Origin of the sequence: Ensifer sp. (assembly GCF_035999185.1) — a bacterium.
Classification (GTDB): domain Bacteria; phylum Pseudomonadota; class Alphaproteobacteria; order Rhizobiales; family Rhizobiaceae; genus Ensifer.
Genome location: NZ_DASYHB010000124.1, coordinates 1 through 25,960, shown reverse-complemented (window position 1 = coordinate 25,960; position 25,960 = coordinate 1). Strand labels below are relative to the sequence as shown.

Sequence of the window (25,960 nt, the reverse complement as noted above, 5' to 3'; positions counted from 1 at the left end):
GCCGTTCTGGAAGTCGGCGGGCGCAATGCCTATTCTCATGACCAGAACAATTCACGCCCAAGGGAGAAACTTGATGTCCGACACACGCAAGCCCGGCCGCGGCCGCGTCTATTCCTCGATCACCGAAACGATCGGCGACACGCCGATCGTGCGCCTCGACAAGCTTGCCAAGGAAAAGGGCGTCAAGGCGAACTTGCTCGCCAAGCTCGAATTCTTCAACCCGATCGCTTCGGTCAAGGACCGCATCGGCGTGGCGATGATCGAGAGCCTGGAAGCGCAGGGCAAGATCGCACCCGGCCGTACGACGCTGGTCGAGCCGACCTCCGGCAACACCGGCATCGCGCTTGCCTTCGTCGCCGCTGCCAAGGGTTACAAGCTCATCCTGACCATGCCGGAAACCATGTCGGTCGAGCGGCGAAAGATGCTGGCGCTCCTGGGTGCCGAGCTGGTGCTGACGGAAGGCGCCAAGGGCATGAAGGGCGCAATCGCCAAGGCGCAGGAATTGGTCGAGACCCTGCCCGACGCGATCATCCCGCAGCAGTTCGAAAACCCGGCCAACCCGGAAATCCACCGCAAGACCACGGCAGAAGAGATCTGGAACGATACCAACGGCGCCGTCGACATCTTCGTCTCCGGCATCGGCACCGGCGGCACGATCACCGGCGCCGGCCAGGTGCTGAAGGCGCGCAAGCCGTCGATCAAGGTGATTGCGGTCGAGCCGGAAGAATCCCCGGTTCTTTCCGGTGGCGCGCCCGGCCCACACAAGATCCAGGGCATCGGCGCGGGCTTTGCCCCGGCGATCCTCGACACGAAGGTTTATGACGAGATCGTCACCGTCAACAGCGCAGAAGCGATCGAAGCCGCCCGCCTGGTCGCAAAACTTGAGGGCGTTCCGGTCGGCATTTCCTCAGGTGCTGCACTGACGGCAGCAATCGAGATCGGCCAGCGCGAGGAAAACGCCGGCAAGACCATCGTCGTCATCATCCCCTCCTTTGCCGAACGCTACCTTTCGACGGCGCTGTTTGAAGGGCTTGGCGGCTGATTGGCTGTAACCACCTATGATCGGAAGGGCGCCTTCGAGGCGCCCTTTTTTCTTCGAAGACACCCTGAAGCGTGCTCTGTTCGCGGGAAGGAACGAGCTTCGTGTATGCGAAATAGGAATCGATGCGCAGTCCGAAATCCGGTGCGCTTCGTTTCCGACGCCGCGCAGAGCAGACTGATCAGCTCCTTTCATCGCGACGCCGCCTTTCGGCAGCGTCGCGCAAGACTGGCAACCTGGATCGAGCGCCCTCCCACGGGCGCTCGCTAAGCCGCCGCCTGCAGGCGTTCGCCGGCCATGCGGTAGGAAATCGCCTCGGCGAGATGAATGCGGCCAACGGTCGCCGCGCCGTCGAGATCGGCGAGCGTGCGGGCAACCTTCAGCACCCGATGATACCCGCGGGCGGAGAATTTCATCTTCTCGGCAGCGTCCCTCAGAAGCTGCAGGCCCGACGAATCGGGGGCGGCGATCTTCTCGATCAGCGAGGTCGATGCGCGGGCGTTGCTCGTCAGGTCCGGATGACCGAGGGCGGCGAAGCGGTCGATCTGGAGAGCGCGGGCATGCGCGACGCGGCGGGCCACAACCGCGCTGCTTTCGGCTACCGCCGGCTTCAGCAGGTCGGCGGCGCTGACGGCAGGCACGTCGATGCGGATATCGATGCGATCCATCAGCGGACCGGAGATGCGCGCCTGATAGTCCGCCATGCAGCGCGGCCCTCGGGCGCAACTGCGGCCCGGCTCGCCGGCCATGCCACAGCGGCAGGGGTTCATCGCGGCGACGAGCTGGATGGCGGCCGGATAACTGACACGGTGATTGGCCCGCGCAATGATGCATTCCGCCGTTTCGAGCGGCTGGCGCAGCGCATCGAGCACCTGCGGCGAGAATTCCGGGAATTCATCCAGAAACAACACGCCATTGTGGGCGAGCGAAGCTTCACCGGGCTTGGCACGCATGCCGCCGCCGACCATGGCGGCCATGGTGGCGGAATGGTGCGGCGTGCGGAACGGCCGACGATCCGAAAGCTTGCCGCCCGGCAATTGCCCGGCGATCGAATGGATCATCGACACTTCGAGAAGCTCGGCCGGATTGAGCGGCGGCAGGATCGATGGCAGGCGCGCGGCGAGCATCGACTTGCCCGATCCGGGCGGGCCGACCATCAGCAGATTGTGGTTGCCGGCGGCGGCCACTTCGAGCGCACGTTTGGCGCTTTCCTGTCCCTTGATGTCGGCGAGATCGGGCAGGTTGGCAGCGCCGGAGCGGATCGCGGCCTCAGGCCGCGACAGCACCTGCGTGCCGCGAAAGTGGTTGGCGATCGCGATCAGGCTGCGGGGTGCCAGAATGTCGATCTCGGCGCCGGCCCAGGCGGCCTCAGGTCCGCTTTCAGCCGGGCAGATCAGCCCCTTACCGAGCGCATTCGCACCGATCGCCGCCGGCAATGCCCCGGCAACCGCGGCAATGGTGCCATCAAGATTGAGTTCACCGATCACCACATAGGGCGCAAGCGCATCGCCCGGGATGGCGCCGAGGGCCGCCATCAGACCGAGCGCGATCGCCAAATCGAAATGGCTACCTTCCTTCGGCAGATCGGCCGGAGCGAGATTGACGGTGACGCGCTTGGCCGGCAGAGCGAGGCCGGAGGCATGAAGGGCCGCCTGCACCCGCTCGCGGCTTTCGGCGACCGCCTTATCCGGCAGGCCGACGATCTGCATGCCGACCTTGCCGGGCGCGACCATCACCTGCACATCGACCGGCAACCCCTCGATACCCTGAAATGCCACCGTGCTGACGCGTGCGACCATGATTGTCCCCTTGCCCTGGCGGCCCATACTCGCTGGCGCCGCAACCGCTCTGGGTTGCAGGATGGAGCCTTGCACGGTTTACGGACAAAAACAAGAACAATTACAGAACATCGTTGAAATGCGGCCGGCTCCCGCGCGCGCGATATCCTGCCAGATGGCGCGCGCCGGATTGTCGCGCTCAGCCGGCCAAATCCACCACGATCTTGCCACGCGCGCTACGGTCTTCGACCGCATTGTGGGCGGCCGCCACCTCTCCCAACGAAAACGGCCTGGGATCGACGATCGGCACCAGCTTGCCCTCCTCCACCAGTCGGGTTGCCGCAGAAAGAATGGCGCCATGGCGCTCACGACCGATGCCGGTCAGAAGCGGCAGAAGCGTGAAGACGCCGGAATAGGTGCCGGCCCGAAACGACAATGGTGCGAGAGTGTGAGTGCCCCAGCCGAGGCAACTGACCACATGACCGAAACGGTGGATCGCCTTGAAAGATGCATCGAGGATCGTCCCACCACCGGTGTCGTAGACGAGATCAAAGCCTTCACCGCCAGTGTGGGTGGCGACATAGTCCTCGACCGTCTCGTTCCGGTAGTCGATCGCCGTGGCCCCGAGCGCTTCGATCACCTCCCTCTGCCCGGCGTTGCCTGTGGCATAGACCTCTGCTCCGAAAGCCCTGGCGATCTGCACGGCGACGTGACCGACGCCACCGGCCCCGCCCTGGATCAACACCTTTTGCCCGGTCCGCACACCGGCGCGGTCGACAAGGCCCTCCCACGCCGTGATGACGACAAGGGGCAGTGCAGCGGCCTCGCGAAACCCGAGATTGGCCGGTTTCCGCGCCAACAGGCGGGCATCCACGGCAGCAAACTCCGCCAGCGATCCCTGAATGCCGCCGACGCCTCCGGTCATCCCGTAAACCGCGTCACCTGGGCGAAATGCCGTCACATCCGAGCCGACCGCCTCGACGACGCCTGCAAGATCGATGCCCAGAATTGCCGGAAGCGGATGTCTGGCGTGCGCCGCGGCACCGGCGCGGATCTTGATATCCAGCGGATTGACGCCGCTGGCCTTGACCCGCACCAGAACCTCACCTGGCCCTGGTTCCGGCCGGGCGACCTCAGCCAGGCTGAATGGTCCGCCATGGGCCTCAAGAAAGGCCGCCCGCATCGTCTGCTTTTCCGACATCATTCATCTCCGTTGCGCTGTTGACGGTGCGAAGATGGGCGCAGATGATTCCGTTTGAAACTTACGATATCGACCGTAGATCATTCAAAATTGCATGGGCCGAGATATGGACTGGAGCGACGTCAAGATCTTCCTCGCAATCGCCCGCAGTGGCACGCTCGGTGCTGCTGCCCGCACGCTCGGGCAAAGCCAGCCGACCATGGGTCGCCGTCTGAGGGCTTTGGAAGAGGCGGTTGGTCACGCGCTGTTCCAGCGAACGAGTGAAGGCTTCGTGCTGACCGACGAGGGTTCGGCGGTGCTCTCGCATGCCGAGCGGATGGAAGAAGAGGCTCTTTCCTTCGAGAGGGAACTCGATGGCCAGGGCAAGCAGCTCGAGGGCACGCTACGGATTGCCAGCTCCGAGTGGTTCGGAACCTACGTTTTGACGCCGATTCTTGCCAGGCTCGTGGCGGACCACCCGCGGCTGACGATCGAGCTTCTGACCGATGCCCGCATCTTCAGTCTCGCCCGGCGTGAGGCGGACCTGGCGTTCCGGATCACGCCGTTCAGGGAAAGCGGCGTGGTCCAGCGCAAGCTGATCCGGCTCGACTACGGGCTTTATGGCATACCCAGCACGGCCGATCCGAGGTCGATTGCGGGGTCCGACGTCAGGCTGGTGACGATGGACCATGCCTTCGAAACACTGCCCGACGCGACCTGGCTTCGCGAAGCCTTCCCTCAGGCGCGCATCGGCTTTCGCAGCAACAATCGCGAGGTACAGGCAAGGGCGGTTCTTGCCGGCGCCGGCATCGCGGTGCTGCCAAACCTTCTGGCCGAGCAGATCGCCGGTCTGGTTCGCATCGACATGGACCCGGCTCCGCCGGCGCGGGATGTCTGGGTGGGCTATCACGGCGACCTCAAGCGCCTAAGGCGACTAAGGGTCGTGCTCGATGCTGTGATCGACGGCCTCGGATCCCGACGTTGAGTGTCGAACCGCGTTGGCGGGCTTTAAGCGCCCGCCAGCATAGATCAGGGGCGTGTTGTTCGGCTCAGGCGCGCTTGCGCTCGATCGCATCCCAGAGCAGGCTTGCGACGTCGGCGCCGCCGAACTTCTTCACTTCGCGGATGCCGGTCGGCGAGGTCACGTTGATCTCGGTCATGTAGTCGCCGATGACGTCGATGCCGACAAAGAGGAAGCCGCGGGCTTTGAGCGCCGGCGCGATGCGGGCGCAGATTTCCTTTTCGCGCGCCGTCAGCTCGGTCGGCTCGGGGCGGCCGCCGGCGTGCATGTTGGAGCGGGCGTCGTGGTCTGCCGGCACGCGGTTGATGGCGCCGACCGGCTCGCCGTCGACGAGCAGGATGCGCTTGTCGCCCTTGCGCACGGCCGGCAGGTATTCCTGGGCGATGAAGGGCTCGCGGAACATCTGGCCGAACATTTCCAGGAGAGATGACATGTTGCGGTCGTCACGGGTCGAGTGGAACACGCCGGCGCCGCCGTTGCCGTAGAGCGGCTTCAGGATGATGTCGCCCATTTCCTGGCGGAACCGCGCGATCTCTTCCGCGTCACGGGTGATCAGCGTCTTCGGCATCAGGTCGGCAAATTCGGTGACGAAGATCTTTTCTGGCGAATTGCGCACCCAGGCCGGGTCGTTGACGACGAGTGTCTTCGGATGCAGGCGCTCCAAGAGATGCGTCGAGGTGATGTAGGCCATATCGAAAGGTGGGTCCTGGCGGAGCAGGATGACATCCATGGTCGAAAGGTCGACACGCTCAGCTTCGCCGAGCGTGTAGTGGTCGCCCTTGACGTCGCGCAGCGTCATCTGCTGCACGCTCGCATAGACCTTGCCGTCGCGCAGCGAAAGCTTTTCGGGCGTGTAGTGGAAGAGGCGATAGCCGCGCGCCTGTGCCTCGATGCTCATTGCGAAGGTGGAATCACCTGCAATGTTGATGCCCGACACATGGTCCATCTGGACCCCGACATTGACGATTTTCGCCATCTTCCCATCCCCTAAGGATCGCGGTCACGCGCGATCGATTTCAAGTCGCCAGAACGATAGAGGACGAGGAAACCGCTGCCCTCTCCCGCACTGGAAAAGCCCTCGACATGTAGAATGCGGGCGGGCCTTAGGCAAGGAGACGCCCGGCTATTCGAAGCCCTCGACGACACAGGTGATGAGATCGTGATCCGAGAGCGGCCGACCGGACGGGTCGAGCGAGGGAATGATCCTGGTCTCGCCGATCTTCAGGCCGCGGGCAAGGAACCAATCGAGCTTCATCGCGCGCTCCGGCCAACGGGTGATCAGGCTCGGCCGGGTCGTCATCACCTCGAGCGGGCCGCCGTGGCGGGTAAAGCCCCTGATAGCGCTCATGGCAAAGAGCCCCTCGGCCTCGAAGTCGCCGCCGGCATGGTTGCCGGTGTTGAGATCGCCACCGATCAAGACCGGCAGGCCTGGGAAGGCTGCGTCGAGCGCATCGATCAATTCCTTGACCTGGCGCTCGCGATAGGCGGCGGTCGTCGCACTTTCGAGATGGGTGGAGATGGCGACGAAGGGACCGGCCTCGGTCTCGATGACGGCGCCGATCGCGAAGCGTTCGCCGAGCCGCGGCTGCTCGCCATCGGTGAACCAGAGCCGCTCGCCCCAGAGGCGTAGCATGAAGGGTTGACCGACGGGTACCGAGGCCATCAGCGCGTTGCCGTGGAAGCCCTTGGCGTTGAACTCGTCCTCGCAGAATTCGCGCTCCGTGTCGGAGCCGAGGCCGAGTTCGATGAACTCGATGCCATAGGCGTATTGCATGCCGAGCGTATCAGCGACCTCGGCCGTCGGATGACGCTGGCCGGTGCGGGCCATGCCGTTGTCCATCTCCGAAAGCAGCACGACGGGCGCCTGCGTCGCGGCGAGATGCGCCGCACTCTCGGGCGCAAACAGGCAGCGCTCCAGGTTCCAGGCGGCAGCCGTGAAGGGGAAGGCAAGCGGCGCGGTCGACGATGGCGTTCCGCCGATCTCGACACTGTTCAGCTCCGGCCGAGCGGCCATGGCAGCGTCATGGGCCGCAATCGTGCGCACGATATCGGCAATTCCAGCCCGGACTTCAGCTGAAGGAACGGCAAGTTGGTCTACGGTCTCAAGGATCACGATGCCGTCTCCAGTCGGTGGGTCTCGACTGGGGCCTCGCTCGCAAAAGACGTGCCGCGCTCCAGTCGCTTGCCTGTCTCCGGCGAGAAGAAATGCAGGCGATCAACCGCAATCGTCACGGCAAGGTCGCCGGAAAGCGGCGTTTCCGGCGACAGCGCGATCGTCAGCGGCTGTCCCTCAATGCTCCCGTGCACCAGCCGCTGCGCCCCCAGTTCCTCGACATAGTCGACTTGGAACATCATCGCGTCCTCGCCGACGCCGGCAAGCTTCAGGTCCTCGGCGCGAAGCCCAACGGTGACAGGACCCTCGACCGGCGCACGGCCGCCAAGCTCGATCCTGTAGAGGCCTACATGCAGGCTGCCGCCGTCGATCTGGCCCTTGATCAGGTTCATCGCCGGCGAGCCGATGAAGCTCGCAACGAAGGTCGAGGCCGGGCGGTGGTAGACGTCGAGGGGGCGGCCGATCTGCTCGATGCGGCCACCGTTCAAGACCACCAGCCGGTCGGCCAGCGTCATCGCTTCCAGCTGGTCGTGGGTGACGTAGAGCGAGGTCGTGCCGAGGCGCTTCTGCAGCCGCTTGATCTCGCCGCGCATGGAGACGCGCAGCTTGGCGTCGAGGTTGGAGAGCGGCTCGTCGAAGAGGAAGGCCGCTGGCTTGCGCACGATGGCGCGGCCCATGGCGACGCGTTGGCGCTGGCCGCCCGAAAGCGCACGAGGCTTGCGCTGGAGATAGGGCTCGATCTCCAGCATGCGCGCGGCCTCGGCGACGCGAGCGTCGATCTCGGCCTTCGGCGTCTTGCGGTTCTTCAAGCCATAGGCAAGATTTTCGTAGACCGTCATGTGCGGATAGAGCGCGTAGTTCTGGAAGACCATGGCGATGTCTCGCTCGGCCGGATCGACGTCGTTGATGACGCGCGAGCCGATCGTCACCGTGCCCTTCGAAATCGTCTCGAGCCCCGCAACCATGCGCAGCAGCGTGGACTTGCCGCATCCCGAAGGTCCGACAAGCACGATGAATTCGCCGTCTTCGATGTCGATCGAGACGGATTTCACCGCCTCGACATTGCCGTGATAGATCTTCGAGACCTCGGCGATGGTAATGGCCGCCATGGCTGCCTCCGTAATTTGGTGTCATTTCAGGAGCGGGCGGGACCTCTGCCCCGCCGCTGCTCCGCTTACTTGTCGCTTTCGGTCAGGCCCTTGATGAACCAGCGCTGGAAGATGACGACGATCATGACCGGCGGCAGCATGGCGAGGATCGCCAGCGCAAAGGCCTCGTTGTAGTCGGGGATGTTCGAGCCGACCCAGACGAGCAGGATCTGCTTGATGCCACGCACCAGCGTGAAGAAGCCTTCGTCGGTCGTCATCAGGGTGGGCCAGAGATACTGGTTCCAGCCGTAGACGAACATGATGATGAAGATCGCCGCCATCATCGTGCGCGAGAGCGGCACCAGAACGTCGATGAAGAACTTGAACGGGCCGGCGCCATCGATGCGCGCCGCCTCGAGCAACTCGTCGGGTACCGACTTGAAGAACTGGCGGAAGTAGAAAGTGCCGGTGGCGGATGCAAGGAGCGGCACGATCAGGCCGGTGTAGGTGTTCGTCAGCTTCAGCGTGTTCATCACTTCGTAGGAGGGAAGGATGCGCACTTCGAGTGGCAGAAGCAGCGTGGTGAAGATCACCCAGAAGAAGAAGGTAGCGAGCGGAAAGCGGAAATAGACCAGCGCATAGGCCGCCATCATCGACAGAACGATCTTGCCGACGGCAAAGCCGAGGCCAAGGATCATCGAGTTCAGCATCATGTTGAAGCCGGTGATCTTGCCGGTGAAGCCGCCTTCGCGCGTCAGAACCGTCGTGTATGTCTCGACGAAATGGCCGCCCCAGGTGAGGCTGAGGCCATTGCGGTGGATGTCGGCTGCCTCGTGCGTCGAGGTCATGAAGGCGACGACAACCGGCGCCACCATGATGAAGACGCCGAAGAGCAGAATGACGTGGTCGAAAATCTTGGTGCGATACATCGGCCCCACCTCAGTTGTAGTGCACGCGCCGCTCGATGAAGCGGAACTGGAAGATGGTGAGCACGAAGACGATCAGCATCAGGATCACCGACTGGGCCGAGGAGCCGCCGAGATCGTTGCCGCGGAAACCGTCCATGTAGACCTTGTAGACAAGGGTGATGGGGTTGTTGGCAGCCTTGTCCTTCACCATCACGTCGATGACGCCGAAGGTATCGAACAGCGCGTAGGTGACGTTGATGATCAGAAGGAAGAAGGCGGTCGGCGCGAGCAGTGGCAGGATGACGGTCCAGAAGCGACGGAAGCCCGAGCGGCAATCGATCGCCGCCGCCTCGCGCACCGAGACCGGAATGCCCTGCAGCCCCGAGAGGAAGAAGATGAAATTGTAGGGGATCTGTTTCCAGACGGAGACAACGATCATGGAAAAGGCGGTGTCGAAGTAGTTGAGACCAACCTTGATGTCCCAGCCGAACCAGCGGGCGAGCTCGACGATCGGGCCGATATGCTGGTCGAAGAACATCATGCCGATGAGGCCCGCGACCGGCGGCGCGATGGCATAGACCCAGATCAGCAGCGTCTTGTAGGCGGCGTTGCCGCGGATGACACCATCGGCCTTGACGGCGAGCAGCAGGCCGATCGACAGCGCGAAGAAGGTGACGAGCGCCGTGAAGACCGCGGTGAAGCGGGCGATGCCGAGATATTCGCCGGATTTCAGCACGTCCGTATAGTTGGTCATGCCGACGAAGGTCGAGCCGAAGCCGAAGGGGTCTTCCAGATAGAAGGACGACTGGATCGCCTGAACCGACGGCCAGTAGAAGAAGATGAAGATGATCGCGAGCTGCGGCGCGAGAAAGAGGTAAGGCAGGAACGGCGAGGCGAACTGCACGCGCTTGGCAGCACTTTCACCTCCGTTCGACTGGCTACCGAAAAGCCGGAAGGCGCCGGAACGACGCCCCCCGGTCTTGGTTCCGGTCCCTCCCCGCGCTGCGGGGAGGAGATCTGTCGCGGTCGTCATCGAGATCAGCCGGCCGTCTTGGCGAAACGGGCGAGAAGCTCGTTGCCTTCCTTCTCGATCGTGTCGAAAGCGTCCTTCACGGTCGTTTCGCCCGAGAAGATACGGCCGTATTCGCGCTCCATGATTTCGCGGATCTGCGGATAGAAGCCGAGGCGGTAGCCCTTCGACCAGTCACCGGCCGGCAGCAGAAGCTGCTTGATGCCGACTTCGGCAACCGGCTTTTCCTTGTAGTAGCCGTCCTTCTGGGCAAGCTCGTAGGCTGCCTTGGTGATGGCCACATAGCCGGTGGCCTTGTGGTAGAAGTACTGGATCTCAGGCGAGGTCAGGAACTGGAAGAAGTCGGCAACGCACTTGTTTTCTTCGTCCGACTTGCCGGACATGGCAAACAGAGCCGCACCGCCGATGAAGGAGTTGGTGCCAGCGCCCTTGATCGAGCCCCAGTAGGGCAGGAAGGTTGCCGAGAACGGCATCTGTGCGGTCTTCTGCAGGCCGCCGAAGGAGCCCGACGAACCGATCCAGAAGGCGGCCTTGCCTTCTTCGAAGACCTTCTGGTTGTCGTTCCAGCCGGCGCCGTAGAAGGCGAAATAACCTTCGTCCTTCCAGGCCTTGAGCTTGTCGAACATCATGATGAGGTTCGGGTCGGTGACCTTGAGCTCAGTGTCGACGACAGCATCGTAGCCGTTGTTGTTGGTGGCGAACTGGATGTTGTTGCGCGAGAAGAAGTTCTCGGTGAACTGCCAGGTGAGCTGCGACTGGACGAGCGGGATGTAGCCGGCCTCCTTCAGTTTGGGCGCTGCGGCTTCGAACTCTTCCCAGGTCTTCGGCGCTTCGACGCCGGCCTTCTTGAGCGCCTCGTCGTTGATGTACATGATCGGTGCTGACGAATTGAACGGCATGCCGACGAACTTGCCTTCGCTGTCGGCGTAGAAGTAGCGCACGCCATCGATGAAGGCGTTGCGGTCGAAGTTGTGGCCGGCCTTGATGATCAGGTCTTCGGCCGGGATGACCGCGCCCTTGGCGTTGATGATGGTGGCTGCACCGGCGTCGAAGACCTGCAGGATGTTCGGCTGTTCGCCCGAACGGAATGCGGCGATGCCGGAAGCAAGCGCTTCCTCATAGGTGCCCTTGGAAACCGGGGTCAGCGCGCAGGCGCTCTGGGCTTCGTTGAACTTCTTGGAGACTTCGTTGATGACTTCGCCATTGCGGCCGGCCATGCCGTGCCACCAGGTAATGTTGGTTGCGGCAAACGACGAGGTTGCCGAAAAAGCAAAGGTAAGGGCTGCAAGCGAAAACTTCTTGAACATTGACTAATCCTCTCCACCGGGTTGCGGATGGCAGTGGACTAGTGGCCTTCAATGACAGGCCCTTAACGCTTTTGTGTCGGAACGATTACAAATTCGCGAATATGTTCCAATGGGGCGCGCAGGTGGAACACCGCAATCATTTTCCCCGACACGCGTCTGTTCAGAAGGCGTCCGGCAGATGCCGAGGCCAGCCCCACGGCGTCACAGTGACGATGTCGTAACGCACGGAAAGTCTGGTGAAATCCGGCTGCTTGGCCAGCCAGAGGTCGCTCGCAGCGCGAATACGCCGCTGCGCCGTCGCGGTCACGGCAAAGACGCCATCCTCGGCCGAGCGGCGTGCCTTGACCTCGACGCAAGCGATAAGATCGCCGCGCCTTGCGATGATATCGATCTCGCCCAGCTTAGTGCGATGGCGCATGGCGACGATACGGTAGCCTTTCAAAAGCAGGCAGAGAGCCGCGCGATATTCTGCAAGCCGCCCACGCTGCAGGGCTTTCAGTCGCCGCTTGTCGCCGCCATCACTCGCCATGGCGCTCCTTCAGCTGCAGCAGGCGGTCGTAGAGCTCCTTGCGCGAGAGCCCGGTCTGGCGAGCGGCCTCGGTCGCCGCCTTGCCGGCCGGCATGTCGGCAACGAGCCGCAAAAGCAGCGCATCGACGTCGGCGGCTTCTGGTTCGGGGGCTGCGTCCGGCGGGCCGATCACGAGCACGATCTCGCCCTTGACCGGGCCGGCCTGCTCGTAGTGGGCGGCAAGCTCGCCGAGCGTGCCGCGGCGGAATTCCTCGAAGGTCTTGGTGAGTTCGCGACAGACGGACGCGCGCCTGCCCTCCCCCAGCACGTCGGCAGCAGCAGCGACGGTCGCGGCAATCCGATGCGGCGATTCAAAGAACATGATCGTCGCCGGCACCGCCGCGAACTCCCTCAGGCGATCGCGCTTGGCCTTGTCCTTGGTCGGCAGGAAGCCGGCAAAGAGAAAGGCGTCGTTCGGCAGGCCGGAGCCGACGAGGGCTGCAAGGGGTGCAGAGGCACCGGGGATCGGCACGACGCGATACCCCGCTTCGATCGCCAGCTGTCCGAGCCGGTAGCCGGGATCGGAGACCAGCGGCGTGCCGGCATCGGAAACGAGCGCGACAGATCGCCCCTCCGCAAGTGCAGCCAGCAGTCGCGGCCCGGCCTCGTCGGCATTGTGTTCATGGTAGGCGTAGGGACGGTTGGCGATGCCGTAGCGGTCGAGCAGCACGCGCGTCACGCGGGTGTCCTCGCAGGCGAGCACGTCGGCGCCGGCGAGCGTCTCCAGTGCGCGCAGGGTAATGTCACCGAGATTGCCGATCGGCGTCGCCACGAGATAGAGCGCCGCGTCGAGCGGGCGCGCCGGAATGCTCACATTGTGCAAACGGTAGCTGCGTTGCCTTTGCCCGTCGGGGGCTTCGGATGTCTTCTGCTTTTCCAACTGCAACGTCCTGATCATGCTTACAGATGAGCCGTTTCGGCCTTTATGGGCGAGCCGGCATGGCAGGGCAAGGGCAAGGGTGCCGGGCAACGCTCGGCTTCTGGGGACAGAACCCCTTAAACCCCTTGCTTTCCGGGCGATGTTTCTGCCATTTTGCCGGTCCACATCCTTCCGGTCGTCGGCCGGGACACTCGCAGTTGACGCTCAGGCGGGCGCCTCGTCCGCCGGGCAACGGTTGAAAGCGGCAGCATCCCATGCGTATTACTCTCGAGCGGTCCAACCTCCTGAAATCGCTGAATCACGTGCACCGCGTGGTCGAGCGGCGTAACACGATCCCGATCCTCTCGAACGTGCTCCTGCGCTCCGATGGCGCCAGCCTCGAAATGAAGGCGACCGACCTCGACCTCGAAATCACCGAAGCGACACCGGCGCAGGTAGAGCAGGCGGGCGCAACGACGGTTCCGGCACATCTGCTTTACGACATCGTGCGCAAGCTGCCGGACGGCTCCGAGGTTGCGCTTGCGACCAACGCCGAAGGCACGGCGATGACGGTCCAATCCGGCCGCTCGAAGTTCTCGCTGCAGTGCCTGCCGCAATCCGACTTCCCGGATCTGACCGCCGGCAGCTTCTCGCACTCCTTCCGCCTCAAGGCGACGGACCTCAAGATGTTGATCGATCGCACCCAGTTTGCGATCTCGACCGAGGAAACCCGCTACTACCTGAACGGCATCTTCGTGCATACGGTCGAGAGCAAGGGCGACCTGAAGCTGCGCGCCGTGGCCACCGACGGCCACCGGCTTGCGCGCGCCGACGTCGAAGCGCCGTCCGGCTCCGAAGGCATGCCGGGCATCATCATCCCGCGTAAGACCGTCAGCGAGCTGCAGAAGCTGCTCGACAATCCGGACCTCGTCGTCACCGTCGAGGTCTCGGACGCCAAGATCCGCCTGACCATGGGCTCGATCGTCATGACCTCGAAACTGATCGACGGCACCTTCCCGGATTATCAGCGCGTCATCCCCGCCAACAACGACAAGGAACTGCGCGTCGATTGCCAGTCCTTCGCCCAGGCTGTCGACCGCGTATCGACGATCTCGTCCGAGCGGGGCCGCGCCGTCAAGTTGGCGCTGAGCGAAGGCCAGATGACGCTGACGGTCAACAATCCGGATTCCGGCAGCGCGACCGAAGAGCTTCCGGTCGGCTACGAACACGACCCGCTCGAAATCGGCTTCAATGCCAAGTACCTGCTGGACATCACCTCGCAACTGACCGGCACCGAAGCAATCTTCATGCTGGCCGACCCGGGTTCGCCGACGCTCGTGCGCGATCTCGCGGCCGAAGACGCGCTTTATGTGCTCATGCCGATGCGGGTGTAACCGGGCCTCGCGCCGTGCGAAACGCCAACCCGTCACGCCCGCGCGTGGCGGGTTTTTTATTGGCCTCCCCTAGGGGAGGCTGTTGATAAGAGAACGCCTTCAGGCGCGAACAGACTTGTTTTTGCCGCAGATGGGAACACATTATGGTGACCGCCACCCGAGCCGGCTCGAATCACCGAGCCGGACTTTTGCGGGCGGCCCGTGCGAGGAGAGGACAACGGTTTTGAGGGGTTCAATGAATTTGCGCGTCAAGGTGAAGGAACGGCTCGGACGAAAATTCGACGAGGAGATCCGCTTTTTCAAGGGATGGATGAGCAACGCCAAGGCTGTCGGCGCGATCCTGCCGACCTCGACCATCACAGCGCGCCGGATGGCGAGCGTTATCAATCCAGCCTCGGGCCTTCCCGTTCTTGAGCTTGGACCCGGCACGGGCGTCATCACCAAGGCGATCCTGGAACGTGGCCTGCCCGCGTCCAACCTGGTGTCGGTCGAATATTCCACCGACTTCTACAACCAGCTGCGGGCCAACTTCGCCGGCGTCAACTTCGTCAATGGCGACGCGTTCGATCTCGAACGCACCCTCGGTGCATTGAAGGATCAGACCTTCGACAGCGTCGTTTCCGCCGTCCCGCTCCTGAACTTCCCGATGCATCGGCGTGTCGAACTGATCGACGATCTCCTGTCACGCATCCCCGTCGGTCGGCCGGTTGTCCAGATCTCCTACGGACCGCTTTCGCCTGTCGTCGCCATGCCGGATCGCTACAGCATCCAGCATCTGGACTTCGTCGTGCGCAACATTCCGCCGGCACAGCTCTGGGTCTATCGCCGGGCGCACTGACGCTATGTTCGGCATCTATGTCACCCACCCGCAGGTCCGGATCGATCCGGACGTGCCCGTTCCCCAATGGGGACTTTCTGCAATTGGCCGAGAGCGTGCGACCTTGACGGCCGCACTGCCCTGGGTGCGCTCCCTCGGACGCATCGCCTCGAGCGACGAGACCAAGGCGATCGAAACGGCGAACGTTCTGGCCAGTGCCGCCGGCGCGACCGTCGAAGTCCACCACGACATGGGCGAAAACGATCGTTCGGCCACCGGCTTCCTGCCGCCGCCGGAATTTGAAAAGGCGGCCGACTGGTTCTTTGCCAATCCCACCGAGAGCTTCAAGGGGTGGGAGCGAGCCGTCGACGCCCAGGCGCGGATTGCCGATGCGGTCTTCCGCGTGCTCGACAGCCACGATCCGACAATCCCGATCGCCTTCGTCGGCCATGGCGGCGTCGGCACACTCTTGAAGTGCCGGTTGCTCGGTGCGCCGATTTCGCGCGCAGCCGACCAGAAGGGCGGCGGCGGTGGCAATGTCTTTGCTTTCCGCCTTGCAGATCGGACCGTCGCATGCGACTGGACCCCGATGGAACACTGGCAGGGGATCCCGACATGACCGAAACCGCGCGCGACAGACTGATTGTGGGTCTCGACCTTCCGACGATCGCCGACGCCGAGAAGATCGTGTCGACGCTCGGCGACGACGTCTCCTTCTACAAGATCGGCTATCAGCTGGTCTTTGCCGGCGGCCTCGAATTCGCGCGCGAACTTGCTGGAAGCGGCAAGAAGGTCTTCCTCGACATGAAGCTGCTCGACATCGACAACACGGTGGCCAAGGGCGTCGAGAACATCGCCAAGATGGGCATGTCGATGCTGACCCTGCACGCCTATCCGAAGGCGATGAAGGCGGCCGTCGAGGCGGCGAAAGGCTCTGATCTCTGCCTGCTCGGCGTCACCGTGCTGACCTCGATGGACGAGCAGGACGTGATCGATGCCGGCTACGAATACGATCCGCATACGCTGGTGCTGCGCCGCGCCGAACAGGCGCGCGCCGCTGGCATGGGCGGCATCGTCTGCTCGGCGGAAGAATCGGCGGCGGTGCGCAAGATCATCGGGCCCGACATGGCGCTCGTCACTCCGGGCATCCGCCCGGCGGGCGCTGACAAGGGCGACCAGAAGCGGGTGATGACGCCTTCCGAGGCGCTCAAGGCCGGATCCAGCCATCTCGTCGTCGCGCGCCCAATCGTCGCAGCCGCCGAGCCGCTTACGGCCGCCCGTGCCATTCTTGCGGAGATGAACGGCGCGCTTGCACGCTGACGCGGGCAACGCTCCACTTGTGATGGCGGCACGTGCCGATCCGCTTGACCTCAACCAAAATTTGCCGGAAGTAACACTCCCGTCGGTCTTTATTCGAATGACGAGGAGGTCATCATGGCCAAGGGATACTGGATTGCGCGGGTCGATGTCCGCGACCCCGAGCGCTACAAGGACTATGTGACGGCTGCCAAGCCGGCCTTCGAGAAATACGGCGCAAACTTTCTGGCGCGCGGCGGCGAGTACCAGCGGCTGGAAGGCGGCGTGCGCGCCCGCAACGTCGTCATCGAGTTTCCGTCGCTCAAGGATGCGGTCGACTGTTACAACTCGCCCGAATACCAGATTGCCGCAGCCATCCGCCAGCAGGTCGCCGACGCGGAAATGGTGGTCGTCGAGGGCGTCTGATCACCGGCTCCTCTTGCATTCCACCTCATTCGGAGCGCCGCGTGGATTGGCCTTCACCTCTCGCGGCACTTCAGCTATGTAGCAATCAATTCTTCCCTCTGCGATCAGGAGTGCCTTTCCCATGACCTTGTCCAACCTTCCGCCGCTGGTGACTATTTTCGGCGGATCCGGGTTCGTCGGCCGTCATGTGGTGCGCGCGCTCGCCAAGCGCGGCTATCGCATCCGCGTCGCCGTGCGCCGCCCGGATCTGGCCGGCCACCTGCAGCCGCTCGGCAACGTCGGGCAGATCTCGTTCGTCCAGGCCAACCTGCGCTACCGCAAGTCGGTCGACCGTGCCGTCGAAGGCTCCGACCACGTCATCAACTGCGTTGGCGTGCTGTTTGAAAGCGGCCGCAACACCTTCGACGCCGTGCAGGACTTCGGCGCCCGTGCCGTGGCCGAAGCCGCCCGTGGCGTCGGCGCGACGCTGACGCACATCTCGGCGATCGGTGCGGACGCCAACTCGCCTTCCGCCTATGCCCGCAGCAAGGGCCGCGCCGAAGCGGCAATCCAGCAGACGCTGCCCGACGCCATCATCCTGCGCCCGTCGATCGTGTTCGGACCCGAGGACGGCTTCTTCAACAAGTTCGCCGAGATGGCCCGCTTCTCGCCTTTCCTGCCGCTGATCGGCGGTGGCGAGACCAAATTCCAACCGGTCTACGTGACCGACGTTGCCGAAGCCGTGGCGCGTGCCGTCGATGGCAAGGTCGCCAAGGGCAAGATCTATGAACTTGGCGGCCCGGATGTCCTAAGCTTCCGCGACTGTCTCGAGATCATCCTCAATACGATCGACCGCAAGCGCACGCTCGTGTCGCTGCCCTTCGGCGTCGCGTCCTTCATGGGCAGCATCGCGTCGATGGTTCCGTTCGTCGCGCCGCCGATCACCCCCGACCAGGTGGTGTTGCTGAAATCCGACAATATCGTCTCGGCAAAGGCAGTTTCCGAAGGGCGTACGCTCGCGGGCATCGGCATCGACGCGACGATGCTGGAGCCGATCCTGCCGACCTATCTCGTGCGCTACCGTCCGCAGGGCCAGTATACGCGCAGCGGCCGCGCCGCCTGATCCTCTCAAATCCGTCATTTTTTTTAAAAGGCCGCCGGAACCTCCGGCGGCCGTTTTCTGTTGTATCGATGTAACAGCGTTGCAGTTCTGCCGCAGTTGCAAAAGCGAATGGCATTTACCGCAGATTCAACATGTCCTGATATTGATCATGTCATATCCAGCGAATAAACACCGCCTCGCGCCACGATCCCAAGTACGGCGGCGGCAGCATCAATCTCGAAAGGCATAGCGTCCATGGGCAAGTCGATCGCAATCTTTTTTGCGTGTGCGGCACTGATCATTCTGGCTGGCTCATTCATCGCGCCGAACACGGTTGCGAGCAGCGGCAAGGATTGTGCGCCGGCCTATGGCGTCGATCCGTGCACGACCGCATCGATCGACCTTTCCGGCAACTAAGCCGGCGCCCTCTGGATCACGCAACTCCGGTTTTCCTGGAATTGCATTCGAGGGCAAATTCAAAGTTATTGGCGGGGGCCAGTGGCCGCGTGCGTTTCTCCTTGAGACGCACGCGGCTTTGTTTTTGGCCTGTCTTCGTCGCCGCCCCATCGAGGCCAAAGCAGACGATTGGCAATCGAATGACCTGACCTCTGGCGGCATGCGCTACGGAGAAGCGCTTTCCTTGGATTGCAGGCTGCAGACAACAGGACAATCCACGCAGACACTCAGGTCGCAAAGGCGGCAGACAGAGTAAGCGTGATCGACGTCCCGGACGAAGGCTGACAGCAGCTTTTCAGCGAGCATTCGGAACGTCTCGCGTTCGGACGGCTCGAACACGTCGAGTGCGTCCGCAATGCGCCGGTACCGCGATGAGAGGATTGCGTCGCAAGTTGTCTCGCCTGCCTCGGTCAAATGAAGCGCAACAGCGCGCTTGTCTTGCGTGCTTGGCTTTCGCGCGACCAGACCATCCACCGCAAGCCGATCGACCAGTCGCACAGCACCCGGGTGCGACATGCCGAGCGCGCGACGCATCTGCTCGATGGTCATGCCGGGCTCATGGCGCAGCAGCGCGATCGCAGCTGCAGCCTGACCTTTTTCCGGAGCGTGATTTTCTGTTTGCTGGAGGACCGCGTCTGCAAGTCCGAGAACGAGCGCGCCGACCACATTTTCCGTCTTCTTTTCCATTGAGACGAGAATATGTGCTTCGCGCATAGACATCAATGTCAAAATGTCGGACCGTGAATGCGGGGGTATCGAGGGGCTGCGAAACCGGGAGGTAAACATGATGAAGACGGAGAAGGTGGAATTTGCCGGACACGCCGGCGGCCGCATCGCGGCACGTCTCGACCTCCCGGATGCCGAGGTCCGCGCCATTGCACTGTTTGCCCATTGCTTCACGTGTTCGAAGGATCTTCTAGCGGTCAGACGCATCGCTGCAGCCCTTGCCCGTTACGGCATCGGCGTCCTTCGCTTCGACTTTACCGGCCTTGGGGCTTCGGAGGGTGAGTTCGCTTCCACCAACTTCTCCTCCAATATCGAGGATCTCAAGCTGGCGGCCGAATATCTGCGGCAGGCCTACATGGGGCCGCGCCTGCTGATCGGCCACTCGCTGGGCGGGGCGGCAGCGCTTGCTGCGGCCGGCGACATTGCAAGCGTGCAGGCCGTAGTGACCATCGGGGCGCCTGCCGACGTCGAGCATGTGCTTCACAACTTCGGCTCCGATATCGCCGCGATCGAAAAAACCGGTAGCGCCCAAGTCTCCTTGCATGGTCGGGCATTCACCATCGAGCGCCAGTTCATCGAGGACGCACGCGCCGCCAATCTCTCCCGCCGCATCACCGCCCTGCGCAAGCCGCTCCTGATCCTGCATGCGCCCTTGGACGAAACGGTTGGCATCGAGAACGCAGCTGAGATCTTCTCCGCGGCAAGACACCCGAAGAGCTTCGTTTCGCTCGACGGTGCGGACCACCTGCTGACGCGTGCGCAGGATGCCGAATTTGCAGCGAGCGTGATCTCGGGCTGGGCAGCGCGCTACATTAACCCGGCTGATATCGAGCCTCCTGCACTTCAGACGGGCGCCATCCTCGTCACCGAAACCCGAGAGGGGAAGTTCCAGCAAAAGATCGATGCCCACGGCCACAGGCTGTTGGCCGATGAACCGCAGAGCTACGGAGGCACGAACACCGGCCCGACCCCCTATGATTTCCTTGCGATCGGCCTTGGAGCGTGCACGTCGATGACGCTTAGGCTCTATGCCGAGAAGAAGGGGCTGGACCTGGATCAGATCTCCGTCGAGGTCGATCATCAGAAGGTTCATGCGACGGATTGCGCCGAATGCGTCGACAAGCCCGTTCAGGACGGGAGAATCGACCGCTTCGATCGGCGCATTCGCGTCAAGGGCGGGATCTCCGAGGACATCGCGCAGGACCTGTTGCGGATTGCCGATCGCTGCCCCGTGCATCGAACGCTGGAGGCAACGTCAGTCATCGTCACCCATGTCCTGCCGACATGAATGGCGCGACTTATCGATCGCCCGCGCCGGCGCTTGCCGTAAAGGCGGTCGCCGCGCTGATCGCTGTCTGTCGGTCAGGAATTGCGCGCCCCTGACCGCAGAAGGCCTTCGCCGAGAACCACCAGGCTGATGCCAAGAAGAGCGACGTCCTTGATCAGGAACGCGCCGAGACCGTTGAGAAACGGCAATCCGCCGGAAGCGTCTTCCCAGATCGGCAGCGCGACCAGAGTGGAAACCGTGGTTGCAAACGTCAGGGTGCCAAGCGCGCCCGCAGCAATTGCCGCGCGCGGCGACCACACCGCCAGGATGAAGAGCACAGCCGTCACAAGCTCGACAACGCCAAGCAGGTAGCTCGTGCCGGCGAAGCCGAACACGGCGTATAGCCAGGCCAACCAGGGAGTTCCCGAGATCAGCGGCTTCAACGCATCGATCTCGATCTGCGTGAACTTGAGAATGCCGATCAGAAAGAGCGGCAGGAACACGCCTGCAAGCGTGATCGCGCGTCCGGCAACAACCATGGAGGCCAAGGTATCGCCTTTGCTGACCTCTGCAAGTGAAGGCACGCTCATTTTCCGGCTCCTTTGTCGATAGAATTTACATGCGTGACGCACATATTTGCACGCAACGTCTAAAATGTCTATGCGCGACGCATATATCGTGATCCGGATCGACCAAGGGTTCTGCTGTTGCCCTGTCCCGTTGCGGCAATCGTCAGGGCTCGTTGGCGACACAGAGCGCAAAAAGCCTCCAACGCACGCGGTGCTCCAGGCAACGAAAAAGGCGCGTCGGAAACGCGCCTTGGGTCGTTGCGAGCCTGTTGTTCCAGCTCAGCCGAAAAGCAGCAGGGCGATCAGGCCGGCCGTGCCGACGACGATGCGCCAGATGGCGAATGGCGTGAAGCCGCGCCGCGAGACGAAATCGAGCAGAGAGCGCACCACGAAGATACCGGCGACGAAGGCCGCGATGAAACCGACGGCGATCAGGGTGAAATCGTCGAAGGAGAGCGCATCGCGGTTCTTGTAGAGATCGAGCGTAAAGGCGCCGAGCATGGTCGGCATCGCCAGGAAGAAGGAGAACTCCGCGGCCGACCGCTTGTCGGTGCCCATCAGCAACGCTCCGGCGATGGTGGCGCCCGATCGCGAGGTGCCGGGGATCATTGCCAGGCACTGGAACAGGCCGATCTTCAGCGCCAGTGAGGGCGGATAGTCCATCACGTCGGTGTAGCGCGGCTGAAGCGGCAGGCGGTCGATCACATAGAGGATGATGCCACCGACAATCAGCACGATGCAGATCAGGACCGGCGTTTCGAACAGCACCGTCTTGATGAAATCATGCGCGATCGCGCCGATGATGGCCGCCGGCAGGAAGGCAAGCAGCACCGACACCACGAAGCGACGCGCCTTGACGCTTGTCGGCAGCGCCAGCGCGATCGACAGAAGCTTCTGGAAATAGACGAGCAGGATCGCCAGAATGGCGCCGAGCTGGATAAGGACCGCAAACGTATTGCCCGGCGACTTGAAGCCGAGGAAGTGGCCGGCGAGAAGGACGTGCGCCGTCGATGAGACGGGGATGAACTCCGTCAGGCCCTCGATAAGACCGAGGACAAGCGCGCTGATGATCGATTGATCCGCCATATATGAGATTTTCCTGACAAGTTTTGAAGTGGGAGGAAAAGGCTGATTCGCTTGTGTTTGCCACCACAAATTTCTATAGCTCTAACACATGAGCCGTGGCCAGACGCTTGCGCCGCCACGCTGATGACCCCAGCAAAAGCCCTGAGAAGCCAGATCATCGATGCCGACACTGTACCACCACCCCATGTCCGCCGCTTCACGCTTCGTTCGCCTGATCCTGTCGGAGTACGGATACCAGACGGAACTGACCGAGGAGCAGCCGTGGGAGAACCGGCGCGACTTCCTGGCGTTGAACCCGGCCGGCACGCTACCGGTCTATGTTGACGACAGTATGAGAGCGCTCTGTGGTGCCACGATCATCTCGGAATATCTCGACGAGACGAACGGCATCATGAAGCGCGATCGGCGGCTTCTGGCCGAGGACCCCTTCCAGCGCGCGGAAATCCGCCGGCTGGTCGAATGGTTCCTGCAGAAGATGGAAGCGGACGTGACGCGGCCGCTGGTGCGCGAGCGGATTTTCAAGCTTCAGATGACGCCCGACCAGGGCGGCGGCGCACCGGACAGCAAGGTGCTGCGCACGTCGCGCGCCAACATCCGCCAGCATATGAAGTATCTCTCCTGGCTTGCCGGCTCGCGCACCTGGCTTGCCGGCGATCGCATTTCCTATGCGGACCTTGCAGCGGCCGCGACCGTATCGGTGCTCGACTACCTCGGCGAGATCGACTGGTCGGATGCTCCGACCGCCAAGGAATGGTATCAACGGCTGAAGTCCCGTCCCTCCTTCCGCCCGCTGCTGGCCGAACGCGTGCGCGGCGTGACCCCCGTTCCGCACTATGCGGATCTCGACTTCTGAGGCGAAAACCGTGCCCGGCATCGATGCCAAGGCAGACAATAAGGAACGGCGGCGGCTGAAGCTGACGGCGTTCCTGAAAGCGGAGGCAGCCGACAAGGGCTTCGACCTCTGTCGCGTCACTCGGCCGGATGCGATCCCGGAGGCGCCAGCCCGCCTCCGCGACTTCCTCGACGAGGGCTTCCACGGCACGATGGACTGGCTCGCCGAGACCGCTGAGCGCCGTTCCGATCCGCGCACGCTCTGGAGCGAGGTGCGCTCCGTCGTCATGTTCGCGATGAACTACGGGCCGGACGAAGACCCCCGCGGCATCCTTGAACAGACCGATCGCGGCGCGATCTCGGTCTATGCGCAGAACCGCGACTATCACGACATCATCAAGGGCAAGCTCAAGGAAGTGGCGACCCGCTTTGCCGCCCGCGCCGGCGAGGACGTCAAGGTGTTCGTCGATACGGCGCCGGTGATGGAAAAGCCGCTGGCCGAAAAGGCCGGGCTTGGCTGGCAGGGCAAACACACCAACCTCGTCAGCCGCGAATACGGCTCGTGGCTGTTTCTCGGTAGCCTGTTCACGACGGCGGACCTCGCCTTCGACGCACCGGAGCGAGACCGCTGCGGCTCGTGCCGCGCCTGCCTCGACGCCTGCCCGACGGACGCCTTTCCCGCGCCCTATCAGATCGACGCACGCCGCTGCATTTCCTATCTGACGATCGAGCACAAGGGGCCGATCGACCCCAGCCTCCGCCCGAAGATCGGTAACCGTATCTACGGCTGCGACGACTGTCTTGCCGCCTGCCCCTGGAACAAGTTCGCCCAGGCTGCCTCCGAAATGAAGCTGAAGGCGCGCGAGGATCTGAAGGCGCCCTCGCTCGACGCTTTGCTCGACCTTGACGACCCGGCATTTCGCAGCCTGTTTTCCGGCTCTCCCGTCAAACGGATCGGGCGCGAGCGCTTTGTCAGAAACGTGCTGATTGCCGCCGGCAATTCCGACGATGCGGCGCTCGTGCCCGCCGTGCGAGCGCGCCTCGCCGACGGCTCGCCGGAGGTCCGGGCCATGGCAGTCTGGGCCCTGTCGCGATTGGTCGCGCCGGCAGCGCTTGCGCAAATCGCCGAACAATGCGAGCCAGAGGCCGACGACGACGTCCTCAACGAATGGCAGATGGCAGGAGTAAGCCGATGCATGTCCTGATCCTTGGCGCCGGCTACTCCGGCTTGGCAATCGCGCGCGCCATGGCGCCGACGGCGACAACTGTTGTTGGAACCACCCGCACCGCGGAAAAGGCTGCGAAGCTGGAGAAGGCGGGCGTCCGCCCGATTCTCTTTGATGGCGAGGCGATCTCCGATGAACTCGCCACTGCCCTTGGCCAAGCCACCCATCTGATCCAGTCGATTGCGCCGGGACGGGACGGCGACCCGATGTTCCGCACGTCCAGCCCGGACCTGGCTCAGCTGGCGCCGAACCTTCGCTGGATCGGTTACCTCTCGACGGTCGGCGTCTACGGCGATCACGGCGGCCAATGGGTCACCGAGGATATGCTGCGCAAGCCGGTATCGGCCCGCTCTGTCGAGCGGGTTGAGGCGGAGGATGCCTGGATAGCGTTCGGCGCCGAGCGAAACATTCCGGTCGCCGTGCTCCGGCTCGCCGGCATCTACGGTCCTGGGCGCAACGCGTTCTGCAACCTTTCAAACGGGACGGCCCGGCGGCTGATCAAGCCTGGGCAGGTGTTCAACCGCATCCGCGTCGAGGATATCGGCGCTTCGGCGCTGTTCCTCGCCAACAACGGCACAGCGGGCGTCTTTAACATCACCGACAACGAGCCGGCGCCGCCGCAGGATGTGGTTGCCGAAGCCGCGCGACTGATGGGCGTCGAGCCGCCGCCGGAGACCCCTTTCGAACAGGCGGAACTCTCGCCCATGGCCCGCTCTTTCTATGGCGAAAACAAGCGGGTTTCGAACGCCCGCATGCGCGCCACAGGTTTCGAGTTTGCCTATCCGGATTATCGCGTTTCGCTTGCACAGCTCTGGCAGTCCGGCACCTGGCGCGGACAGTGAAACGCAACGCGGGATGCGCCAAATAGCATAACCCATAATGCTTATAGAACGTCGACAGTCAGTCCGTCAGTAAAGGCGGCACCGTCGACGCCTGAATTGTGACATTCTCTGGATATTCGTTCGATACTTGGCGAATTTCTTGCAACCTGTGCGCTAGTAACGAATTTTCGACCATCGCGATTCCGGAAATTTCGTCCAATTCGAAATTTTTAATGATTTTTTTCGTTTACGGGTGCGCTGCGCTCGCGTGCGGAAGGTCTGCCGCGTGCAACCGCTGATTCCAAAGAACTTCCGGGCCATCTTTAAACTATTTCAAACGATCTTCGTTTTTGAATTTTCGTCATTTTTTAATAAACCCTAATAGATCGTAAACGGTTGAAGCACGGTTTTGCCATTTTTCGCCCCAATTAGCGTTTCCCAGGAAATTTTAACCAAGCATTGACCGAGGGGATCGCCAGTTGACACCAGCGAAAATCAAAACTGCTGTTGCCGCAGCACTGTTCACGACCGCCATCGGTTTCGTCTCGGTTTCCGACAGCCATGCAGCCGGCGCTGGCTGCGGCGGCGCGTCCTGGTACGCGCTGACGTCCAAGACTGCTTCCGGCGAGCGCATGAATGCCGCCCACCTGACCGCCGCGCATCGCAGCCTGAAATTCGGCACCAAGGTCCAGGTCACCAACAAGCGCAACGGCAAGACCGTGATCGTTCGCATCAACGATCGTGGACCGTTCATTCGCGGCCGGGTCATGGACCTTTCCAAGGCTGCGGCATCGCAGATCGGAATGGTGCGCTCCGGCACCGCCAGCGTCTGTTATCGCGTCATCAATTCCTGATCTCCGCAATACTGACATCCGGCCAATTGTCGGGTGGGGTTACTTGAGAAAGACCGTTCTTGGCGGTTAATCTTATCCGCCGTCTTGCTCTTCGATGCCATCGCCGTTACCACGGCGAAAAAGGAGTTGATCGAAGATGCGTTTGGGCGGCAGGCTCGCTGGAGCCATTGAGGTTCTTGAGGATATCGAAAAGCGGAAGCGCCCGGTCGCCGACGCGCT

Annotated in this window: 27 protein-coding genes; 14 read left to right on the top strand and 13 right to left on the bottom strand. The window is 62.8% G+C overall.

Annotated elements, in window-relative coordinates:
- The first annotated feature begins 73 nt into the window (after positions 1-73).
- The gene (gene cysK / locus VGO04_RS16205) at positions 74-1,042 is read left to right on the top strand and encodes a cysteine synthase A (RefSeq protein WP_327496991.1); all 969 of its coding nucleotides are present in this window, start codon (positions 74-76) and stop codon (positions 1,040-1,042) included.
- A gap of 263 nt (positions 1,043-1,305) precedes the next feature.
- Here cysK and VGO04_RS16200 read toward each other — a convergent pair whose 3' ends face one another.
- Positions 1,306-2,838 carry a YifB family Mg chelatase-like AAA ATPase gene (locus VGO04_RS16200; protein WP_327496990.1) on the bottom strand — a complete coding sequence of 511 codons (1,533 nt, stop codon included), beginning with the start codon at positions 2,836-2,838 and terminating at the stop codon, positions 1,306-1,308.
- Positions 2,839-3,016: 178 nt separating this feature from the next.
- Entirely contained in the window at positions 3,017-4,018 is a 1,002-nt protein-coding gene (locus VGO04_RS16195) for a zinc-dependent alcohol dehydrogenase family protein (protein WP_327496989.1), read from the bottom strand.
- Positions 4,019-4,124: 106 nt separating this feature from the next.
- Between VGO04_RS16195 and VGO04_RS16190 the strand changes: the two genes are divergently transcribed.
- On the top strand, positions 4,125-4,982 hold the full coding sequence (locus VGO04_RS16190; protein WP_327496988.1) for a LysR family transcriptional regulator: 858 nt from the start codon (positions 4,125-4,127) through the stop codon (positions 4,980-4,982).
- Between the two features lie 64 nt (positions 4,983-5,046).
- Here VGO04_RS16190 and gshB read toward each other — a convergent pair whose 3' ends face one another.
- The 8 genes from gshB to rsmI all read right to left on the bottom strand — a co-directional run bounded on the left by gshB (position 5,047) and on the right by rsmI (position 12,930).
- The gene (gshB, locus tag VGO04_RS16185; RefSeq protein ID WP_327496987.1) at positions 5,047-5,994 is read right to left on the bottom strand and encodes a glutathione synthase; all 948 of its coding nucleotides are present in this window, start codon (positions 5,992-5,994) and stop codon (positions 5,047-5,049) included.
- Positions 5,995-6,141: 147 nt separating this feature from the next.
- Positions 6,142-7,131 carry an endonuclease/exonuclease/phosphatase family protein gene (locus tag VGO04_RS16180; RefSeq protein WP_327496986.1) on the bottom strand — a complete coding sequence of 330 codons (990 nt, stop codon included), beginning with the start codon at positions 7,129-7,131 and terminating at the stop codon, positions 6,142-6,144.
- Complete coding sequence (locus tag VGO04_RS16175) at positions 7,128-8,240, bottom strand: sn-glycerol-3-phosphate import ATP-binding protein UgpC (RefSeq protein WP_327496985.1); 1,113 nt, start codon at positions 8,238-8,240, stop codon at positions 7,128-7,130. The genes VGO04_RS16180 and VGO04_RS16175 overlap by 4 nt, the downstream gene beginning before the upstream one ends.
- Before the next feature lie 65 nt (positions 8,241-8,305).
- A complete protein-coding gene (gene ugpE, locus VGO04_RS16170) occupies positions 8,306-9,148 on the bottom strand; it encodes a sn-glycerol-3-phosphate ABC transporter permease UgpE (RefSeq protein ID WP_327496984.1) in 843 nt (280 codons plus the stop codon).
- Between the two features lie 10 nt (positions 9,149-9,158).
- Positions 9,159-10,160: an ABC transporter permease subunit gene (locus VGO04_RS16165; protein ID WP_327496983.1), complete on the bottom strand. Its 1,002-nt coding sequence runs from the start codon at positions 10,158-10,160 to the stop codon at positions 9,159-9,161.
- A gap of 5 nt (positions 10,161-10,165) precedes the next feature.
- Entirely contained in the window at positions 10,166-11,464 is a 1,299-nt protein-coding gene (locus VGO04_RS16160; protein WP_327496982.1) for an extracellular solute-binding protein, read from the bottom strand.
- A 160-nt stretch (positions 11,465-11,624) separates the two neighbouring features.
- Positions 11,625-11,993, bottom strand: a complete 369-nt coding sequence (locus VGO04_RS16155) for a YraN family protein (protein WP_327496981.1) — start codon at positions 11,991-11,993, stop codon at positions 11,625-11,627.
- A complete protein-coding gene (gene rsmI, locus VGO04_RS16150; RefSeq protein ID WP_327496980.1) occupies positions 11,983-12,930 on the bottom strand; it encodes a 16S rRNA (cytidine(1402)-2'-O)-methyltransferase in 948 nt (315 codons plus the stop codon). The genes VGO04_RS16155 and rsmI overlap by 11 nt, the downstream gene beginning before the upstream one ends.
- Positions 12,931-13,166: 236 nt before the next feature.
- On the opposite strand from rsmI, the gene dnaN reads away from it, so the two are divergent.
- From dnaN to VGO04_RS16115, 7 genes are all read left to right on the top strand, one after another.
- On the top strand, positions 13,167-14,285 hold the full coding sequence (gene dnaN / locus VGO04_RS16145) for a DNA polymerase III subunit beta (protein WP_327496979.1): 1,119 nt from the start codon (positions 13,167-13,169) through the stop codon (positions 14,283-14,285).
- A gap of 235 nt (positions 14,286-14,520) precedes the next feature.
- A complete protein-coding gene (gene pmtA / locus VGO04_RS16140; RefSeq protein ID WP_327496978.1) occupies positions 14,521-15,123 on the top strand; it encodes a phospholipid N-methyltransferase PmtA in 603 nt (200 codons plus the stop codon).
- 4 nt (positions 15,124-15,127) lie between these two features.
- Positions 15,128-15,721 carry a histidine phosphatase family protein gene (locus VGO04_RS16135; protein ID WP_327496977.1) on the top strand — a complete coding sequence of 198 codons (594 nt, stop codon included), beginning with the start codon at positions 15,128-15,130 and terminating at the stop codon, positions 15,719-15,721.
- Positions 15,718-16,422 (top strand): orotidine-5'-phosphate decarboxylase, encoded by a 705-nt coding sequence (pyrF, locus tag VGO04_RS16130; RefSeq protein ID WP_327496976.1) that lies wholly within the window; start codon positions 15,718-15,720, stop codon positions 16,420-16,422. Before VGO04_RS16135 ends, pyrF begins: the two co-directional genes overlap by 4 nt.
- 114 nt (positions 16,423-16,536) lie before the next feature.
- Positions 16,537-16,824 carry a DUF1330 domain-containing protein gene (locus tag VGO04_RS16125; RefSeq protein ID WP_327496975.1) on the top strand — a complete coding sequence of 96 codons (288 nt, stop codon included), beginning with the start codon at positions 16,537-16,539 and terminating at the stop codon, positions 16,822-16,824.
- A gap of 121 nt (positions 16,825-16,945) precedes the next feature.
- A complete protein-coding gene (locus VGO04_RS16120; protein ID WP_327496974.1) occupies positions 16,946-17,926 on the top strand; it encodes a complex I NDUFA9 subunit family protein in 981 nt (326 codons plus the stop codon).
- Between the two features lie 234 nt (positions 17,927-18,160).
- Positions 18,161-18,322: a hypothetical protein gene (locus VGO04_RS16115; RefSeq protein ID WP_104662576.1), complete on the top strand. Its 162-nt coding sequence runs from the start codon at positions 18,161-18,163 to the stop codon at positions 18,320-18,322.
- A gap of 204 nt (positions 18,323-18,526) precedes the next feature.
- Here the strand turns inward: VGO04_RS16115 and VGO04_RS16110 are convergent, their stop codons facing one another.
- Positions 18,527-19,195 (bottom strand): MarR family winged helix-turn-helix transcriptional regulator, encoded by a 669-nt coding sequence (locus tag VGO04_RS16110; RefSeq protein ID WP_327496973.1) that lies wholly within the window; start codon positions 19,193-19,195, stop codon positions 18,527-18,529.
- Between VGO04_RS16110 and VGO04_RS16105 the strand changes: the two genes are divergently transcribed.
- Positions 19,149-20,375 (top strand): bifunctional alpha/beta hydrolase/OsmC family protein, encoded by a 1,227-nt coding sequence (locus tag VGO04_RS16105; protein ID WP_327497006.1) that lies wholly within the window; start codon positions 19,149-19,151, stop codon positions 20,373-20,375. The two genes, VGO04_RS16110 and VGO04_RS16105, sit on opposite strands and share 47 nt — an antisense overlap.
- Positions 20,376-20,449: 74 nt before the next feature.
- On the opposite strand, the gene VGO04_RS16100 is transcribed toward VGO04_RS16105, so the two are convergent.
- Complete coding sequence (locus tag VGO04_RS16100) at positions 20,450-20,944, bottom strand: DUF417 family protein (protein WP_327496972.1); 495 nt, start codon at positions 20,942-20,944, stop codon at positions 20,450-20,452.
- A gap of 258 nt (positions 20,945-21,202) precedes the next feature.
- A complete protein-coding gene (locus VGO04_RS16095; protein WP_327496971.1) occupies positions 21,203-22,009 on the bottom strand; it encodes an undecaprenyl-diphosphate phosphatase in 807 nt (268 codons plus the stop codon).
- Positions 22,010-22,169: 160 nt separating this feature from the next.
- Here VGO04_RS16095 and VGO04_RS16090 point away from each other — a divergent pair, with 160 nt between their 5' ends.
- From VGO04_RS16090 to VGO04_RS16075, 4 genes are all read left to right on the top strand, one after another.
- Entirely contained in the window at positions 22,170-22,862 is a 693-nt protein-coding gene (locus VGO04_RS16090; protein WP_327496970.1) for a glutathione S-transferase family protein, read from the top strand.
- The gene (queG, locus tag VGO04_RS16085) at positions 22,843-24,045 is read left to right on the top strand and encodes a tRNA epoxyqueuosine(34) reductase QueG (RefSeq protein WP_414650552.1); all 1,203 of its coding nucleotides are present in this window, start codon (positions 22,843-22,845) and stop codon (positions 24,043-24,045) included. The genes VGO04_RS16090 and queG overlap by 20 nt, the downstream gene beginning before the upstream one ends.
- Positions 24,033-24,908 carry an SDR family oxidoreductase gene (locus VGO04_RS16080; RefSeq protein WP_327496968.1) on the top strand — a complete coding sequence of 292 codons (876 nt, stop codon included), beginning with the start codon at positions 24,033-24,035 and terminating at the stop codon, positions 24,906-24,908. Before queG ends, VGO04_RS16080 begins: the two co-directional genes overlap by 13 nt.
- 458 nt (positions 24,909-25,366) lie before the next feature.
- On the top strand, positions 25,367-25,741 hold the full coding sequence (locus tag VGO04_RS16075; RefSeq protein ID WP_327496967.1) for a septal ring lytic transglycosylase RlpA family protein: 375 nt from the start codon (positions 25,367-25,369) through the stop codon (positions 25,739-25,741).
- Positions 25,742-25,960: the final 219 nt, after the last annotated feature.

What these genes read in the sequence shown, in the direction of transcription:
- cysK (WP_327496991.1), top strand. Translation starts at nt 74, where the DNA reads ATGTCCGACACACGCAAGCCCGGCCGCGGCCGCGTCTATTCCTCGATC.
- VGO04_RS16200 (WP_327496990.1), bottom strand. Translation starts at nt 2,838, where the DNA reads ATGGTCGCACGCGTCAGCACGGTGGCATTTCAGGGTATCGAGGGGTTG.
- VGO04_RS16195 (WP_327496989.1), bottom strand. Translation starts at nt 4,018, where the DNA reads ATGTCGGAAAAGCAGACGATGCGGGCGGCCTTTCTTGAGGCCCATGGC.
- VGO04_RS16190 (WP_327496988.1), top strand. Translation starts at nt 4,125, where the DNA reads ATGGACTGGAGCGACGTCAAGATCTTCCTCGCAATCGCCCGCAGTGGC.
- gshB (WP_327496987.1), bottom strand. Translation starts at nt 5,994, where the DNA reads ATGGCGAAAATCGTCAATGTCGGGGTCCAGATGGACCATGTGTCGGGC.
- VGO04_RS16175 (WP_327496985.1), bottom strand. Translation starts at nt 8,240, where the DNA reads ATGGCGGCCATTACCATCGCCGAGGTCTCGAAGATCTATCACGGCAAT.
- ugpE (WP_327496984.1), bottom strand. Translation starts at nt 9,148, where the DNA reads ATGTATCGCACCAAGATTTTCGACCACGTCATTCTGCTCTTCGGCGTC.
- VGO04_RS16165 (WP_327496983.1), bottom strand. Translation starts at nt 10,160, where the DNA reads ATGACGACCGCGACAGATCTCCTCCCCGCAGCGCGGGGAGGGACCGGA.
- VGO04_RS16160 (WP_327496982.1), bottom strand. Translation starts at nt 11,464, where the DNA reads ATGTTCAAGAAGTTTTCGCTTGCAGCCCTTACCTTTGCTTTTTCGGCA.
- VGO04_RS16155 (WP_327496981.1), bottom strand. Translation starts at nt 11,993, where the DNA reads ATGGCGAGTGATGGCGGCGACAAGCGGCGACTGAAAGCCCTGCAGCGT.
- rsmI (WP_327496980.1), bottom strand. Translation starts at nt 12,930, where the DNA reads ATGATCAGGACGTTGCAGTTGGAAAAGCAGAAGACATCCGAAGCCCCC.
- dnaN (WP_327496979.1), top strand. Translation starts at nt 13,167, where the DNA reads ATGCGTATTACTCTCGAGCGGTCCAACCTCCTGAAATCGCTGAATCAC.
- pmtA (WP_327496978.1), top strand. Translation starts at nt 14,521, where the DNA reads ATGAATTTGCGCGTCAAGGTGAAGGAACGGCTCGGACGAAAATTCGAC.
- VGO04_RS16135 (WP_327496977.1), top strand. Translation starts at nt 15,128, where the DNA reads ATGTTCGGCATCTATGTCACCCACCCGCAGGTCCGGATCGATCCGGAC.
- pyrF (WP_327496976.1), top strand. Translation starts at nt 15,718, where the DNA reads ATGACCGAAACCGCGCGCGACAGACTGATTGTGGGTCTCGACCTTCCG.
- VGO04_RS16125 (WP_327496975.1), top strand. Translation starts at nt 16,537, where the DNA reads ATGGCCAAGGGATACTGGATTGCGCGGGTCGATGTCCGCGACCCCGAG.
- VGO04_RS16120 (WP_327496974.1), top strand. Translation starts at nt 16,946, where the DNA reads ATGACCTTGTCCAACCTTCCGCCGCTGGTGACTATTTTCGGCGGATCC.
- VGO04_RS16115 (WP_104662576.1), top strand. Translation starts at nt 18,161, where the DNA reads ATGGGCAAGTCGATCGCAATCTTTTTTGCGTGTGCGGCACTGATCATT.
- VGO04_RS16105 (WP_327497006.1), top strand. Translation starts at nt 19,149, where the DNA reads ATGAAGACGGAGAAGGTGGAATTTGCCGGACACGCCGGCGGCCGCATC.
- VGO04_RS16110 (WP_327496973.1), bottom strand. Translation starts at nt 19,195, where the DNA reads ATGCGGCCGCCGGCGTGTCCGGCAAATTCCACCTTCTCCGTCTTCATC.
- VGO04_RS16100 (WP_327496972.1), bottom strand. Translation starts at nt 20,944, where the DNA reads ATGAGCGTGCCTTCACTTGCAGAGGTCAGCAAAGGCGATACCTTGGCC.
- VGO04_RS16095 (WP_327496971.1), bottom strand. Translation starts at nt 22,009, where the DNA reads ATGGCGGATCAATCGATCATCAGCGCGCTTGTCCTCGGTCTTATCGAG.
- VGO04_RS16090 (WP_327496970.1), top strand. Translation starts at nt 22,170, where the DNA reads ATGCCGACACTGTACCACCACCCCATGTCCGCCGCTTCACGCTTCGTT.
- queG (WP_414650552.1), top strand. Translation starts at nt 22,843, where the DNA reads ATGCGGATCTCGACTTCTGAGGCGAAAACCGTGCCCGGCATCGATGCC.
- VGO04_RS16080 (WP_327496968.1), top strand. Translation starts at nt 24,033, where the DNA reads ATGCATGTCCTGATCCTTGGCGCCGGCTACTCCGGCTTGGCAATCGCG.